The organism is Vibrio sp. 10N.247.311.12 (genome assembly GCF_041467515.1).
Taxonomy (GTDB): Bacteria; Pseudomonadota; Gammaproteobacteria; order Enterobacterales; family Vibrionaceae; genus Vibrio; species Vibrio crassostreae_C.
In genome coordinates, this window is sequence record NZ_JBFSUV010000042.1 from 12672 (window position 1) to 27554 (window position 14883).

Annotated in this window: 10 protein-coding genes; 8 read left to right on the plus strand and 2 right to left on the minus strand. The window is 43.0% G+C overall.

Going from position 1 to position 14883, the window contains the following annotated elements:
- The first annotated feature begins 63 nt into the window (after window positions 1–63).
- The 6 genes from AB6E30_RS17340 (at window position 64) to pheT (ending at window position 9483) form a co-directional block, all read left to right on the plus strand.
- A complete protein-coding gene (locus AB6E30_RS17340) occupies window positions 64–2508 on the plus strand; it encodes an RND family transporter (protein ID WP_372104593.1) in 2445 nt (814 codons plus the stop codon).
- 44 nt (window positions 2509–2552) lie between these two features.
- Window positions 2553–3344: an outer membrane lipoprotein-sorting protein gene (locus AB6E30_RS17345; protein ID WP_372104596.1), complete on the plus strand. Its 792-nt coding sequence runs from the start codon at window positions 2553–2555 to the stop codon at window positions 3342–3344.
- A gap of 9 nt (window positions 3345–3353) precedes the next feature.
- On the plus strand, window positions 3354–4562 hold the full coding sequence (locus tag AB6E30_RS17350) for a hypothetical protein (RefSeq protein WP_372104599.1): 1209 nt from the start codon (window positions 3354–3356) through the stop codon (window positions 4560–4562).
- A gap of 203 nt (window positions 4563–4765) precedes the next feature.
- Window positions 4766–5875: a GGDEF domain-containing protein gene (locus AB6E30_RS17355; protein WP_372104602.1), complete on the plus strand. Its 1110-nt coding sequence runs from the start codon at window positions 4766–4768 to the stop codon at window positions 5873–5875.
- Between the two features lie 218 nt (window positions 5876–6093).
- Window positions 6094–7077 (plus strand): phenylalanine--tRNA ligase subunit alpha, encoded by a 984-nt coding sequence (gene pheS, locus AB6E30_RS17360; RefSeq protein ID WP_004734764.1) that lies wholly within the window; start codon window positions 6094–6096, stop codon window positions 7075–7077.
- 18 nt (window positions 7078–7095) lie between these two features.
- Complete coding sequence (gene pheT, locus AB6E30_RS17365; RefSeq protein ID WP_372104604.1) at window positions 7096–9483, plus strand: phenylalanine--tRNA ligase subunit beta; 2388 nt, start codon at window positions 7096–7098, stop codon at window positions 9481–9483.
- 182 nt (window positions 9484–9665) lie between these two features.
- Here the strand turns inward: pheT and AB6E30_RS17370 are convergent, their stop codons facing one another.
- Window positions 9666–11288 carry a UvrD-helicase domain-containing protein gene (locus AB6E30_RS17370; protein WP_372104607.1) on the minus strand — a complete coding sequence of 541 codons (1623 nt, stop codon included), beginning with the start codon at window positions 11286–11288 and terminating at the stop codon, window positions 9666–9668.
- 3 nt (window positions 11289–11291) lie between these two features.
- Window positions 11292–12992: an ATP-dependent endonuclease gene (locus AB6E30_RS17375; RefSeq protein ID WP_372104610.1), complete on the minus strand. Its 1701-nt coding sequence runs from the start codon at window positions 12990–12992 to the stop codon at window positions 11292–11294.
- Between the two features lie 344 nt (window positions 12993–13336).
- Here AB6E30_RS17375 and AB6E30_RS17380 point away from each other — a divergent pair, with 344 nt between their 5' ends.
- Together AB6E30_RS17380 and AB6E30_RS17385 are read left to right on the plus strand one after the other, a co-directional pair.
- Window positions 13337–13546: a hypothetical protein gene (locus AB6E30_RS17380; RefSeq protein WP_372104613.1), complete on the plus strand. Its 210-nt coding sequence runs from the start codon at window positions 13337–13339 to the stop codon at window positions 13544–13546.
- Between the two features lie 305 nt (window positions 13547–13851).
- Window positions 13852–14778, plus strand: a complete 927-nt coding sequence (locus AB6E30_RS17385) for a hypothetical protein (RefSeq protein WP_372104615.1) — start codon at window positions 13852–13854, stop codon at window positions 14776–14778.
- Window positions 14779–14883: the final 105 nt, after the last annotated feature.

Sequence of the window (14883 nt, forward strand, 5' to 3'; positions counted from 1 at the left end):
GCATTGTGTCTTTTGTCAGCTTCGGCTGGCTTTTTATGACACAAATATGACGAATCGTCACAAATGGAGACTGTGATGAAACATGACAGCCAGAAGCCCACGTTCGATCAGCAAAACCGAGATAACCCTAATGCTGATAGCGCAAACACAGATCTAAACAGTTGGCACTCAATACCTACCAAGCGTTCGTTTATCGTTCTGCTGGTGGTGTTTTCAATCATCATTCTCTCTGCATTAGGGGCTAAGAACCTCTACTTTAGAGGGGACTACAACATCTTCTTCGAAGGCACCAACAAGCAGTTGATGGCGTTCGATGAAATCCAAACCACCTTTGCAAAAACCGACAACCTTGCGATTGTTGTCGCACCTGAAGATGGCAATGTCTTCACCCCTGAAACTCTCACCCTGATTCAAAATCTCACGGTTGATGCGTGGCAGATCCCGTATTCAAGCCGTGTCGATTCCCTTGCTAATTATCAGCACACCGAAGCCATTGAAGATGATCTTTTGGTAGAAGACTTGCTGTATGAAGAGTACGAACACACACCAGAACGCATCGCCAAAGTAAAACAGATCGCCCTTAACGAGCCGTTGCTTAAGAATGCCTTGGTGTCGGCCTCTGGCGATGTGACGATTGTGAACGTCACCGTGCAACTGCCAGAAGTGGACAAAACCGCAGAAGTGCAAGAGGTGATTGCGGCAATCAATACCATGATCGGCAAGTACCAAGCTCAGTATCCTAATGTCGAATTCCATAAAGCGGGCATCATAGCCATGAACAACGCATTTATGACTTCGGCTCAACAAGACAGCTCAACGCTCGTTCCCTTGATGCTGTTGGTGGTACTGGTGTTCCTGACCTTTATGCTGCGCTCGTTCTTTAGTGTGGTGGCGACGCTCATTGTGATCATCTCTTCGATTGTTGCCACCATGGGATTGTCTGGTTGGGCAGGGATGTTCTTGAGTACCGCAACCGTGAATGTGCCAACCTTGGTTTTAACTTTGGCGGTGGCCGATTGTGTTCACGTGATTGTGACCATGAGACAAGCGATGCAGCGCGGTATGGAGAAAGCACAAGCCATTCAATACAGCATCAAGCTCAATGCGATGCCGATTCTGATCACCTCGGTGACCACTGCGATTGGTTTCCTGATGATGAACATGTCGGACTCACCAGTGCTGCGTGATTTCGGTAACTTATCGGCACTGGGTGTACTTATTGCGTGCTTCTTGTCTGTGACTATGTTGCCAGCGTTGCTAAAACTGCTGCCAGTCAAACGTCTACCTGCCAACCCTAAGGCGGCAGACAAAGTCACCTTCATGGATAAGCTGGGCGATTTTGTCGTAACTAACCGTAAAGCACTGCTGCCGATTTCTACGCTAGTGATTGTTGGCGCTGCCGCGTTAATTCCGCTCAACAAAGTCAACGATGAATCGGTGAAATATTTCGATACCTCAAGTGAATTCAGACAAGCGGCTGACTTCATGGAAGAGACCGTAAGCGGCATGACAACCCTCAGTATCGCAGTGAAAACCAACGAGTCTCAAGCGATTGCCGATCCTGTGTTCTTGCAAGCGATTGGCGACTTTACTGAGTGGCTACGCGTTCAACCAGAAACTGACCATGTGGCAACGCTTTCAGATGTTTACATGCGTTTGAATAAGAACATGCATGGCGATGACGACAGTTATTACCAATTACCGCTTAACCGTGAACTTGCCGCGCAATATCTGCTGCTTTATGAGATGTCTCTGCCGTATGGCCTGGACTTAAACAACCAGATCAACGTCGATAAGTCATCGATCAAAATGGTACTCACCGTCGACAACCTCGGCAGTGTCGAGCTAGTGGAACTCGAAGAGCGCATCTACTCATGGTTTGCAGCTAATGCACCTCAGTATGAAGTAGTCGCGTCCAGTCCATCGTTGATGTTTGCTCACATTGGCGAAACCAACATGGCGAGCATGCTCTCGACTCTACCTATTACCTTAGTGCTTATCTCTGGCTTGATGATCTTTGCATTGCGCTCGGTTCGCTTAGGCATGATCAGCCTAGTACCAAACATTGCGCCTGCGATTATTGGCTTTGGTTTATGGGCGCTTATCTCTGGTGAAATCAACCTTGGTTTGTCAGTCGTGGTGACGCTCACTCTGGGTATCGTGGTCGATGACGCGGTGCACTTCTTAAGTAAATACCAGCGCGCACGATTAGAAGGGAAATCAGCGGAAGAAGCGGTTCGATACGCCTTCCACACAGTCGGCCGCGCATTGTGGATCACCACAGTCGTGCTTGTGGCTGGTTTCTCAGTACTGGCGATGTCGAGCTTCAGACTCAATTCCGATATGGGTTTACTCAGCGCGATAGTGATTTTCATTGCGCTGGTGGTCGACTTCATCTTGCTACCAAGCTTACTGATGATCTTCGACAAACAAACTCACTACTCAAACAAGCATGACACTCAGTCACAGACTAATCCAACAGCCGAACTGACTACATCGATCAAATAAGGAATCGTCAGCCTGCTGCGGTGGGCTGACTCAAGGAGAAATTTATGAAAAGCGTTAAACAATCACTCGTTACTACATTATTCACACTGAGCACATTCGCCGCTTTCCCAGCGTTAGCAGACCCAGCGAAAGGCTTAGAAATTGCCGAGCAACGTAAAGCCGTTGATGTCGGGTGGGGCGACTCTGTCGCGACCATGGAAATGCTACTTCGCAACAAACAAGGCGAAAGCAGCACAAGACTAATGCGATTGAAATCATTAGAAGTCGATGACGATGGCGACAAAGGCTTAACTATTTTTGATGAACCGCGCGACGTAAAAGGCACGGCTTTTTTAAACCATTCACACATCACCAAATCCGATGACCAATGGTTGTATCTGCCTGCATTAAAACGTGTAAAACGCATCTCTTCACGCAACAAATCAGGCCCGTTTATGGGCAGTGAATTTGCTTACGAAGACTTAAGCTCATTCGAGCTAGAAAAGTACACCTTTAACTACATTGAAGACGCGAAGCTGGAAGGCGTAGACACCTTTGTTTTAGAGCAAGTACCGACTGACAAAAACTCTGGTTACACCATGCAGAAAGTATGGCTAGACCAACAATACTACCGCCCAATTCAAGTTGAGTTTTATGACCGTAAAGGCGCACTGCTGAAAACCTTGTCGTTCCAAGATTACAAACAGTACCTAAACCAATACTGGCGCGCTCACACCATGGCGATGCAGAACCATCAAACAGGCAAGAGCACCGTATTAACCACAACAGATTTGGCGTTCCAGACGGGTCTTAAAGACAAGGACTTTCAAAAAAACACACTAAAACGTGCGAAATAAGGCAAGAATATGAAAAGGATTGTGGCAACAGGAACCCAGTTATCCTTAACCTTGGCAGCGACCGTCGGGCTTATGCAGGTGTCGTTGCCATGCGTAGCTGCCGGCTTTAGTCCGGATCTCGCAGGGCAGGTTAATATTGAACATAGGCAGTTTTTTAGTGACGGTTTGCAAGGGCAGGATAAAGGACAAAGCTCACTGGTATTACAGCCAGAGTTATACTGGGAACAAGAAGAGGGCAATGGCAGCTTTACCTTCACGCCGTTTTATCGCCTAGATAGTCAAGACGATGAGCGAACTCATGGAGACATTCGAGAAGCCTTATACCTAACCTATTGGGATGATTACGAACTGCGAGCGGGTGTTGGAAAGGTATTTTGGGGCGTAACCGAATCGGCGCATTTAGTTGATGTGGTAAACCAGACCGATGCCATTGAATCGGTCGATGGCGAATCCAAGTTAGGTCAGCCTATGGTGCACTTCACCTCGATAAAAGAGTGGGGCACCATAGACGCCATGTTACTGCCGTATTTTCGTGAGCGTACCTTCGCAGGCGAAGACGGTCGATTAAGGCCAACCCTGCCAGTATCGGACGATGCGCTTTACGAATCTTCACGAGAAGAAAAACACGTTGATGTGGTATTGCGTTACAGCCAAATGTACGGTGATTGGGATGTCGGTTTAAGCTACTTAGGCGGCACAAACCGCGACCCTTATTACCGTGTGGAAGGCAATCAACTCAAGCCATACTACGCCCAAATGCAACACTTCGGATTGGATGTTCAAGGCATTATCGGCGACTGGTTATGGAAGCTGGAAAGCATTTATCGCGACAGCTACGACAACCATACCGGCGTGGCGACAGGCTTTGAATACACTTGGGTAGGGGCGCTTGAATCGTACTGGGACATCGGCTTCATCGCTGAATACCTGTATGACAGCCGAGGCAACAATGCCCAAACCATCGGCCAAAATGATGTGTTCCTTGGGGCACGTTTCGCTTTGAACGATGAAGACGGCACCGAAGTGCTTACTGGTATCACTCAAGACTTAGATAACAGTGATGTCTACAGTGCGAAGCTAGAGGCATCGAGCCGTATTAACAACAATCTCAAGTGGCGACTGAATGCTTGGTTGTTTGAGAACGAAACCCCAGAGGACTTGTTGTTCTTCGCACGCAAGGATGACTTTGTTGAGATGGCGTTGGAATATTATTTCTAATGTTAGCTTCGTGGGGCGTTCCTGTTTGGGGGGGACGTCTCAAATTTAAGATGAGCCATATTTAGAATGTTCAAAGTCGTCTTTTTATAAAGTGGATCAAACAATCGAATAAACCTACAGGTAAAATGGTTATATTTTTTCAGTATCTATAACCTCCGAATATGCATGTAAATCGTGCTGGTGGTATCGGCCTTAAGGGATCTATGAATTCATTTAATTGGGATAAAAACTTTGAAACAGGCATTGGTGTTGTAGATGAACAGCATCAATATCTTGTTGGTATTATCAACCACTACGGAAATCTGTTGTCAGAGAACACTATCTCTATCGACAACATAAACGTCGCTTTACTCGATCTCACATGCTATGCCGAATTTCACTTTAAAGAAGAAGAATCTTTGATGAGAGATTGCGGTGTGTATGAGCGACACATTGAAGAGCATATCAAAGTGCATCGTGTATTTATGCAAGATATCTACAGTATGCAAGCTTTCATCATGGAAGAAGATCAGTCGTCAGCACGGCAGTTACTTGATTTCTTGATCCACTGGCTTGCTTACCACATCCTCGGCATCGACCAAAACATGGCGCGACAAATGACCGCGATAGAAGAGGGCGCGACACCTCTGCAAGCCTTTGAAGCGGAAGAAAAGCAGCAAGATTCTGCGACTGTCCCGCTGTTGGCTGCGCTTAACGGCCTGTTTGAACAAGTCTCTGAACGAAACAAACAGTTGTTACGCTTCAGCCAGTTACTCGAAGATAAAGTTGAGGAACGTACGGCAGAATTAAAACGAGCGAATAAGAGACTTGAAGAACTGTCATTAACCGACTCTCTTACTAATTTGCATAACCGTCGTAGTGCTTTTAAACAGTTAGCGCTGCATTGGCAAGACTCCAAAGAACTGGGCATGCCTTTAGTGTGTATTATGATTGATGCCGACCACTTCAAGCGCATTAATGACACCAGCGGCCATGATGCAGGCGACTTGGTGCTACAAACCCTCTCGCGTGAACTGAAAAACACGTTCCGTAATGATGATATTGTTTGCCGGTTAGGTGGCGATGAGTTCTTGGTTATTTGCCCAAACACCGACCTTAAAGGTGGGATGTACATCGCGGAAACCGCTCGACAGAAAGTGTCTGAATTAGAGGTTGAAACCAGTCATCAAGTTTGGATTGGCAGTATTAGTGTCGGTGTCGCTGAAATGACCCAAGAATTCGAAACCATGAACGAATTGATTAAAGCGGCGGATGAGTCCGTCTATTTAGCAAAAAACGCAGGGAAGAACAGCGTTTGTTCTATTCAGATCTAGCCTTCAGGTCATTTCCAAATTAAGAAGTGGAACCTGTAATTGTTCCACTTCTTCCTACTCCTCATTAATATCCTGTTAAATTTGCCGTGTTTTTAGGCAATAACTTGTTCTTTTAGCGATTCAATTTGGCATTGGTTGCGTGTTTGATTACTATGTGTAGCTATCTAAAAAAACTAATCATCCGATACGGACACTACCAACTGGTAGATGAGGAAATGATGCAACATCTAGAAGAGATCATTGCTAATGCAACGACTGCTATTGATACAGCAGATTCGTTAGTCGCACTTGATGAAGTGCGAGTTCAGTATTTAGGTAAGAAGGGTGAACTAACTCTTCAACTACAAAGCCTAGGTAAACTTCCACCTGAAGAGCGTCGCACTGCTGGTCAAGAGATCAACAAAGCGAAAGGTGCTGTTCAACAAGCGATCGCAGCTCGCAAAGACGCACTACAACGTGCAGAGCTTGAAGCGAAACTAGCTGAAGAAACTATCGATGTGAGCCTACCTGGTCGTCGCATTGAGAACGGTGGTCTTCACCCAGTTACTCGCACTGTTGAGCGTATCGAACAGTTCTTTGGTGAGCTTGGCTTTAGCACTGAGTCTGGCCCTGAGATCGAAGATGCATTCCACAACTTTGATGCACTAAACATCGCAGACGATCACCCAGCTCGTACTGATCACGATACTTTCTTCTTCAACCCTGATCTAATGCTACGTACGCACACTTCTGGTGTTCAAATCCGTACGATGGAAAACGGCAAACCGCCATTCCGCTTCATTGCTCCGGGTCGTGTTTACCGTAACGACTACGATCAAACTCACACACCAATGTTCCACCAAGTGGAAGGTATGTTAGTTGATGAGAACGTAAACTTCGCACAACTTAAAGGCATTCTTAACGATTTCCTTTGTAACTTCTTTGAAGAAGAAGTTGAAGTGCGTTTCCGTCCTTCATTCTTCCCGTTCACAGAGCCTTCAGCTGAAGTTGACGTGAAACGTAAAGATGGCAAATGGCTAGAAGTTCTAGGCTGTGGCATGGTTCACCCTAACGTACTTCGCTCTGTTGGCATCGACCCTGAGAAATACTCTGGTTTTGCATTCGGTATGGGTGTAGAGCGTCTAACGATGCTTCGTTACGGCGTAAATGACCTTCGTGCGTTCTTCGAGAACGACCTTCGTTTCCTTAAACAATTCAAGTAATCCGGGGCAGTCGAAACTATGAAATTCAGTGAATCTTGGCTACGCGAGTGGGTTAAACCTGCAATTAACAGCGAAGAGCTAGCTCACCAAATCACTATGGCTGGTTTGGAAGTTGACGATGTAGAACCTGTTGCTGGTGAATTCACCGGCGTTAAAGTAGGTAAAGTGGTTGAGTGCGGTCAGCACCCAGACGCAGACAAACTACAAGTAACTAAAATTGATATCGGCGAAGAAGAGCTGTTAGACATCGTATGTGGTGCATCTAACTGTCGTCTTGGCCTAACTGTAGCAGTAGCAACAGTTGGCGCAGTACTGCCTGGTAACTTCAAAATCAAGAAAGCAAAACTACGTGGCGTTCCATCGCACGGCATGCTTTGTTCTTTCTCTGAGCTAGGTATCGACGTAGAGTCTGACGGCATCCTTGAGCTACCAGAAGGCACAACGCTAGGCATGGACGTACGTGAGCTTCTTGAGCTTAACGACGTAACTATCGACGTAGACCTAACAGCAAACCGCGCAGACTGCTTCAGCATCCGTGGCCTTGCTCGTGAAGTTGGCGTACTAAACCGCGCAGACGTTACAGAGCCAACAGTTGAAACTGTTGCAACAAGCATTGAAGACACAGTATCTGTTGAAATCAAAGCAGCTGATGCTTGTCCACGTTACCTTGGCCGTGTGGTTAAGAACGTAAACGTGAAAGCGGACACTCCAATCTGGATGCAAGAAAAACTGCGCCGTTGTGGTATCCGTTCAATCGACCCAGTTGTAGACATCACAAACTACGTGATGCTAGAGCAAGGCCAACCAATGCACGCATTTGATCTCGCTAAGATCGAAGGCGGTATCGTGGTTCGTCTAGCAGAGCAGGGCGAAAAGCTAACACTTCTAGATGGCAACGAAGCTGAACTAAACAGCAACACGCTTGTTATCGCTGACCAAAACAAAGCACTAGCAATCGCTGGTATCTTTGGCGGTCAAGATTCAGGTGTTACTACTGAAACGACAGACGTACTTTTTGAAGCAGCATTCTTCGCACCGGATCACATCCGTGGTCGCGCACGTGCTTACGGCCTTCACACTGATTCTTCTCTACGTTTCGAACGTGGTGTTGATTCAACACTTCAAGCAGCAGCAATGGAGCGTGCAACACAGCTTCTAGTTGAAATCTGTGGTGGTGAAGTTGCGCCAGTAAACGGCAGCGAATCTGAAGCTGATCTTCCTAAAGCAAACGTAGTTGCTCTACGTCGCGCTAAGCTAGATAGCCTACTAGGTCACGAAATCCCATCTACAGACGTAGTGGAAATTCTTACTCGCCTAGGTTGTAACGTTGAAACGACAGACGCTGGCTGGACGGCAACGTCTCCATCTTGGCGTTTTGATATCGCAATCGAGCAAGACCTAATTGAAGAAGTAGGTCGTATCTACGGTTACGATAACATTCCAAACCAAGCGCCTAAAGCGGCACTTAAAATGAATGACCACAAAGAAGCTGACCAACCGCTTAAGCGCGTTCGTGACCTTCTTGTAGACCGTGGCTACCACGAAGCAATCACATACAGCTTCGTAGAACCAGAGCAGCAAAAACTTGTTGTACCTGGTGTTGAGCCGCTAATCCTGCCATTCCCAATCTCTGCGGACATGTCAGCAATGCGTCTTGGCCTAATCCAAGGTCTACTAAACACAGTTGTTCACAACCAGAAGCGTCAACAGTCTCGCGTTCGTCTATTCGAATCAGGCCTACGTTTCATCCCTGAAGCAACGGCTGAAAACGGCATGCGCCAAGAAATGATGCTTGCGGGCGTTATCTCTGGTACTCGTGGCGAAGAGCACTGGGACATGGCAACGAACACTGTAGATTTCTTCGATCTTAAAGGTGACCTAGAAGCAGTTCTTGAGCTTTCAGCAAACGAAATCGCATACAGCTTCAAAGCAGCGAAGCACCCAGCACTTCACCCAGGTCAAACTGCGGCTATCGTAGTAGACGGTAAAGAAGTGGGTATCATTGGTACTGTTCACCCAGAACTAGAGCGTAAGTTTGGTCTTAACGGGCGTACTATCGTATTCGAAATCGAATGGGCAGCTATCAACACTCGCGTGCTTCCAGAAGCAGTAGCCGTATCTAAGTTCCCTGCAAACCGTCGTGATATCGCAGTAGTTGTTGACGAAGCAGTAGCTTCTGGCGACATCGTAGAAGCGTGTATCGCTGCTGGTGGCGAATTCCTAACAGGCGCTAAACTGTTCGACGTATACGTTGGTCAAGGCGTTGAAGAAGGTAAGAAGAGCCTAGCTATCGCACTTAGCCTACAGTCTGTAGAGCGCACACTAGAAGATGCAGACATCGCTGGTTCAGTAGATGCTATCGTAGCTTCAATCTCAGAGAAATTCGGCGCAGCACTTCGCGACTAATCTCTTCTGATAGATAGAAAACCAAAGGCCTCGCAATTGCGAGGCCTTTTTTGTAGCCTAAGAAGTAGGGGTAATTCATAGCTGAAAAAATCAAGTCAACCACGCGACCAGTTTAATTGTAACTCTTAAAGAAGAATGCTCAACACAACTACTCGTGAAGATTATTTATCGAAGTAAATAAGCTATCTTCTTAGATTTGCTAATGTTGGTAACGAGATAAACTGAGAGGGTTGTCCATTAACAACTTTGCCCTGATACCCAAATCGTAAGTTACTTGTAACTAAAACACACCACTCTATAGCTCTAGTTATACCGACATAATGTAAATTTAAGCACTGTTCATAGTTTTCATAGATAACATCATAATTACCTTTAATGAAAACTCTTTTTGGCATAACCCAGTCGTATAAGTCCAAGTGGTAGACAACTTTAAACTCTAAGCCTTTAGCTTTATGAAGAGTCATAACTTGAACTTCATTATCATCAATAGGTTTGTACTGTTTCATCAAGTAATCATCAGTTAGAATTTTTGATACTTCCCTTTCTTCAATATTACTTAATGGCTGTATTCTTAGAAGGTGAAATAAGCTGTTTATATATTGGATAATATTATTAGGAACCTCTTTTCGACAGTCTCTTATTTTATTTGAAATTAGGGGAAAATTAATGTCATTTTCATTAATATTCTTCAGTATTGTATTCATAACATCAGTAATCAGAGAAGAATGATCAAAGTAGAATCTAAGTAATGAGTTGGCAATTATCGCAGGTGTTGAGTTAATTTTTTCTAGAGTAACATCCTCGTAGATACGCAAAGGCAAGTTGAAGTTATTCTTTATTACATCTAAAGATGAGTTATTTCTGACTAGAACTGCAATATCCTTGAGAACCAAACTTTTGTTATTTTCAATCAATTTTTCTATAGAGTTATTAACTGTAATTGCACACTGTGCTGGGGTGCCATCCAAGTTCCAATAAATTACCCTATTATCATCTGTATCTAATAGATGGCATTTCTCATTATAAAGTCTACTAGCATAATTAATTATAGAAGGATGGCATCTATGATTGATCGTAATCGAAAGAGCTTTGAATTCTTCATTATTTATCAGGTCATTTAGATACTTTGGATTACTTCCTCTAAATGCATAGATTGACTGTTGTATATCGCCGACAGAGATACACTTCAAATCTAGGGAGTGTAAATAGAGAAACAATGCATGTTGTGATTCAGAGGAATCTTGATATTCATCTACATATACGGCTGTATATCTAGATTTAATATATCTTCTGCATGACTTTGAAGATTCAAGAACTTTGAGTGCGATAATACCATTAGCTTCTAATAACAAAATACCTTTAGATATTAGGTTGTAAATAGCCTCGGAATATCCTTTAAAGTTGTCGATGGTAATTAAGTTACCAGCAATACTTAGATCTGGTAAACCTAGTTTATCATCATCACTTAGATCAAAATAAGACATCGTATCTAAGTTTTTAGGTATATTATTATGAATACTATATAAGAATGGATAAACTATTTCGATTAGGCAGAAACTATCAATTGTCCCAAAAAAACTAGACTTTGTGTTAAAGCCATCTGATTTGCATTTCTTCTTTAGCTCTGAACTTGCTTTAACAGTAAAGGTGATACCAATAATACCCTTATAGTCTGCTAATTGATTTAGCTCCTTTCTTATTTTTTCGACCATAACTGTAGTTTTTCCGCTACCAGGACAAGCGGTTAGCACCATGCTACCATCAAAAACGATAGCGGCATTTTGTTCATCGGTGAAAGTGAGCATATGTTATTCCGTCGCCAGTTTTTCAGCAAGCAAGAGAGGTTTTACAATATTTTTCGCTCTCAGGCTATCGAAGTCAATATTATCTTTTCTCAAAAACTCACTCATCCTAAGAGCTTTTTTTGATTGTAAGTATGAAACAATATTGGCCGTTCCAACCGAATCGGCAAAGGAATCGAGATCTGTCTTCAATTCACTATATAAGTCGTTTTCTAAATCTACTTTAGATAAGAATATTCCTTCTGGGTTTAGTATATTTGACGCATTCTGCCATGTGCCATTGGTAATGGTGTCTTGATGAGAAGTACCCAGTGGTACATTTTCATAATGGTTTAATCCTAGTATTGATAAACCTCTATTAATACCAGCTAATGACATCTCACCTTTATAAGGAACTTTTGAAATGTCGTTATCCGTTCTTAGAGTCCACTTTATGCCCATTGCATCTAATATACGAGTGTAAACTCCGAAATCGACTCCATCTACGCTCAATATTGAGATGTTATTATAGTCTAAATCAACTCCGATTTTTGATGCTAACGAATTATAGAAAAGTACTTCGGATGGTCCTTCGACTAAAAATACACATTTAGCGAAAAATGCCTCGGCAGGAAGAATACTCATTCGATAACCCATACCAACAAAAGTATCTTTGATTAATTCTGAACAACCGCTACTTGCAGCCTTAGTACCATTATTAGTAGGGACAAGACTAATTATAGAGTTTGGACTAAATTTGGACGCTATTTGAGGTGAATGACTTGTAATTATCGATTGACCAATCAGAGAATCAGAAAGGTAACTTGCTAATTTTCTCTGTTGATGCGGATGTAAATGAGCTTCAGGTTCTTCAATGCAATAAAATACAACCTCATGTTCGGGAACTATTTCTCTTTCGCTTTTTGCTTTCCATAATGATAATAGGATCTGATTATTTCTCCCATCTCCTCCTAGCATCAAGTTAGAACCCGATACCTTCGCCCCTAGTTCTAAGTTGTCGATGAATTGATTTACTTTTATAGCTCCAGAATCTAAATGTACCGAATATTCGGCGTTGTGGTGAGAAAGGTTCGTTAATTCATTATTTACAGACTGTGTTGCATCTTTCACGTAATTAAGCTTTCTAACTCTTTGGTTAATATTTTCTAATCCAATAGATATCTTTTTTGAAAGCTTCTCATCGTGTTCAATTTCTACGTCAGTTCTGCTATTTTGAGCTGATTTTAGTAGGCTTTTCTTCTCTTTATCAATAAATGATTTTAAATTTCTACTAGATTGAATGTACTTAAGGTTTATATGTCGTAAATAAAATCTTGAATTCTTAGCTTCTAAATTTTCGATAGTAGAACCAACAAATATTTTATAATCTAATGTATTACGATATGCTTTGTATACAAAATATGACTCCTCACTATCTGAAACATGCTCTTTAAGAATTGAAAGCGCTGCATCTTCTTTAATGTCAGAAAATTTTATAGTTATCGAAATTTCATCTGATTGCTCGCCGTTATCGCTAATACGAAAATCCGTTTCACTAGGCTCGATGTCTCTTTCAGATAAGGACTTATCAAGTAGAAGCCGTATGGCATAGACTAGGTTAGTTTTTCCTATGTCATTGCTACCTATAATCAATGTTTGTTTATTGAAGTTAATATTTGCATCGCTAAAGTTTCTAAACCCTTGAATACTAACGCTTTCAATTTTCATTAAAGAACACTCTGTTAACTTTTAAGAAGTTTGCATTGTAATTGATATCGGCAATGTTGCAATGTGATCAGTTACACATGATGTACTTATATTTTTTCAGCTAAGGTGAGTTTTAATGGTATGTAAATAGCTTATCTAACTGATGTTTCATTGTGTTGTTAATATGTATTGGGTTTAATGTTGGATCATTGACGACGTAAGATTTACAGACCCGATATTTAACTCTATTTAAGTTGCCCCCATTTTTTAACACTTGACCTGTCTAAAGCTTCACACTTTATAGTGACTATATTGATTGAGAGGGGCGCTTTCTGTGTTCCCTCTAAAGTAAGTAGAGAGACACTATGAAACGTTTAATTCTAAACATCACACTCTTGGTATTCATGGCGCTTGGTAGCTTTAATGCCATGGCTCATGATTTAACGGTTAAGTACGGTATTGCGATATCTCACGATGGTGAGCAAATTGCGTATGGCAAAAGTGGGAGTGAGGAGACAGCGCTGATCTTCATTCACGGCTGGAGCTTAGACAGCAGTTCAACACAACATCAATGAAAGCGGTTAAGTCAGTGAAGTAGGGCAGTTGTAATCATTCTATAGATAAAACTAAGGCTTCGCGTTTGCGGGGCCTTTTTGTGAGTTGGAGGTTTTTGCTAGATACATTCATTTCAATTTGCGAGTCATACCCGCGTCTTTCACTCGTTTATGGTCCTTAAACGACGGCCTCATAGTTATATAAATGCTCTACCAACCACCCCTAGATACGTAATTAGCACCACTTTTATTAGCAAGGGCTGACCGAATCTAGGAGGTGCTTTCTGCTGATAATCACTTTAACTATGTGTTTAGGACGTCCTGCTATGGCTAAGAAAATCATATTCATTCATGGTCGCGCTCAAAAGCCCGATAAAGCTCCCCTTCAAGCACTCTGGTACGAGGCTATAGAACATGGCTTGCAGCGAGATTGTGGAGACTCAAGTTCATTACAAGCTTTTAAAGATGTCGATAAACGGTTTGTCTATTACGGTGAACTATCAAACACATTGTTAGAGAAACCAACGGAAGACCCTGCAAGTCGACAACAAGCGTTGTCTGAACTCAAAAAGTACAAGACAAGCCAGTTCAATAAAACAACGTATAACAAGGTATCTAAAATTGGTTTTCTGAAAGAGGCGCTAGCAGATACTTTTTCATCGCTATTTGGAACGCTAGGTGTGGCTGAGACACTCATAACGAAGGTCGCACCGGACATGGCGCATTATTGGAATGAAGATACCTATTTTGGCAGTGATGTCAGGCATAGGCTAATGGTTGAACTTAAGGAAGCGCTTGATAATCAAGATGATGTGATGATTGTATCGCATAGCCTTGGGTCGATGATCAGTTATGACGTGCTGTGGAAGTTGTCTCATTACGGAGAGTATAGACACGACTATGGTGCAGACAAGAAGGTCAACTTATTGCTGACGCTCGGGTCACCGTTAGGCGATGAAAACGTAAAAGATAGGCTGAAAGGGAGTCGCTTGAAAGATGAGAAGAAGTACCCTTTAAACATTCAGCAATGGATAAACATATCGGCAGAAGATGACTTTATCTCTCATGACAGCAAAATTAGAAATGACTTTAAGGATATGGTCAAACTGGATCTGATACCCGGCGGAATGAAAGATATCCACCCGATTTATAACCTCAATATTCGCAACGGAAAAAGCAATCCGCATGCTTCCATCGGCTATCTCATTAACCCTAAATTCATCACAGTACTGGATGAATGGCTCTCGAGTTGATTTGGTTTACCATCGTAGATTGCTTCGGTGCTCGTTCATTGAAACTTAGATAAAACAAGGCCTCGCGTGTGCGAGGCCTTAGTTGTTTGTGGGGGAATTGAAAGT

Excerpts from the sequence above, each read along its gene's own strand:
- AB6E30_RS17350 (WP_372104599.1), top strand. The coding sequence starts at position 3,354 with ATGAAAAGGATTGTGGCAACAGGAACCCAGTTATCCTTAACCTTGGCA.
- AB6E30_RS17375 (WP_372104610.1), bottom strand. The coding sequence starts at position 12,992 with ATGAAAATTGAAAGCGTTAGTATTCAAGGGTTTAGAAACTTTAGCGAT.
- AB6E30_RS17345 (WP_372104596.1), top strand. The coding sequence starts at position 2,553 with ATGAAAAGCGTTAAACAATCACTCGTTACTACATTATTCACACTGAGC.
- pheT (WP_372104604.1), top strand. The coding sequence starts at position 7,096 with ATGAAATTCAGTGAATCTTGGCTACGCGAGTGGGTTAAACCTGCAATT.
- pheS (WP_004734764.1), top strand. The coding sequence starts at position 6,094 with ATGCAACATCTAGAAGAGATCATTGCTAATGCAACGACTGCTATTGAT.
- AB6E30_RS17385 (WP_372104615.1), top strand. The coding sequence starts at position 13,852 with ATGGCTAAGAAAATCATATTCATTCATGGTCGCGCTCAAAAGCCCGAT.
- AB6E30_RS17340 (WP_372104593.1), top strand. The coding sequence starts at position 64 with ATGGAGACTGTGATGAAACATGACAGCCAGAAGCCCACGTTCGATCAG.
- AB6E30_RS17380 (WP_372104613.1), top strand. The coding sequence starts at position 13,337 with ATGAAACGTTTAATTCTAAACATCACACTCTTGGTATTCATGGCGCTT.
- AB6E30_RS17370 (WP_372104607.1), bottom strand. The coding sequence starts at position 11,288 with ATGCTCACTTTCACCGATGAACAAAATGCCGCTATCGTTTTTGATGGT.
- AB6E30_RS17355 (WP_372104602.1), top strand. The coding sequence starts at position 4,766 with ATGAATTCATTTAATTGGGATAAAAACTTTGAAACAGGCATTGGTGTT.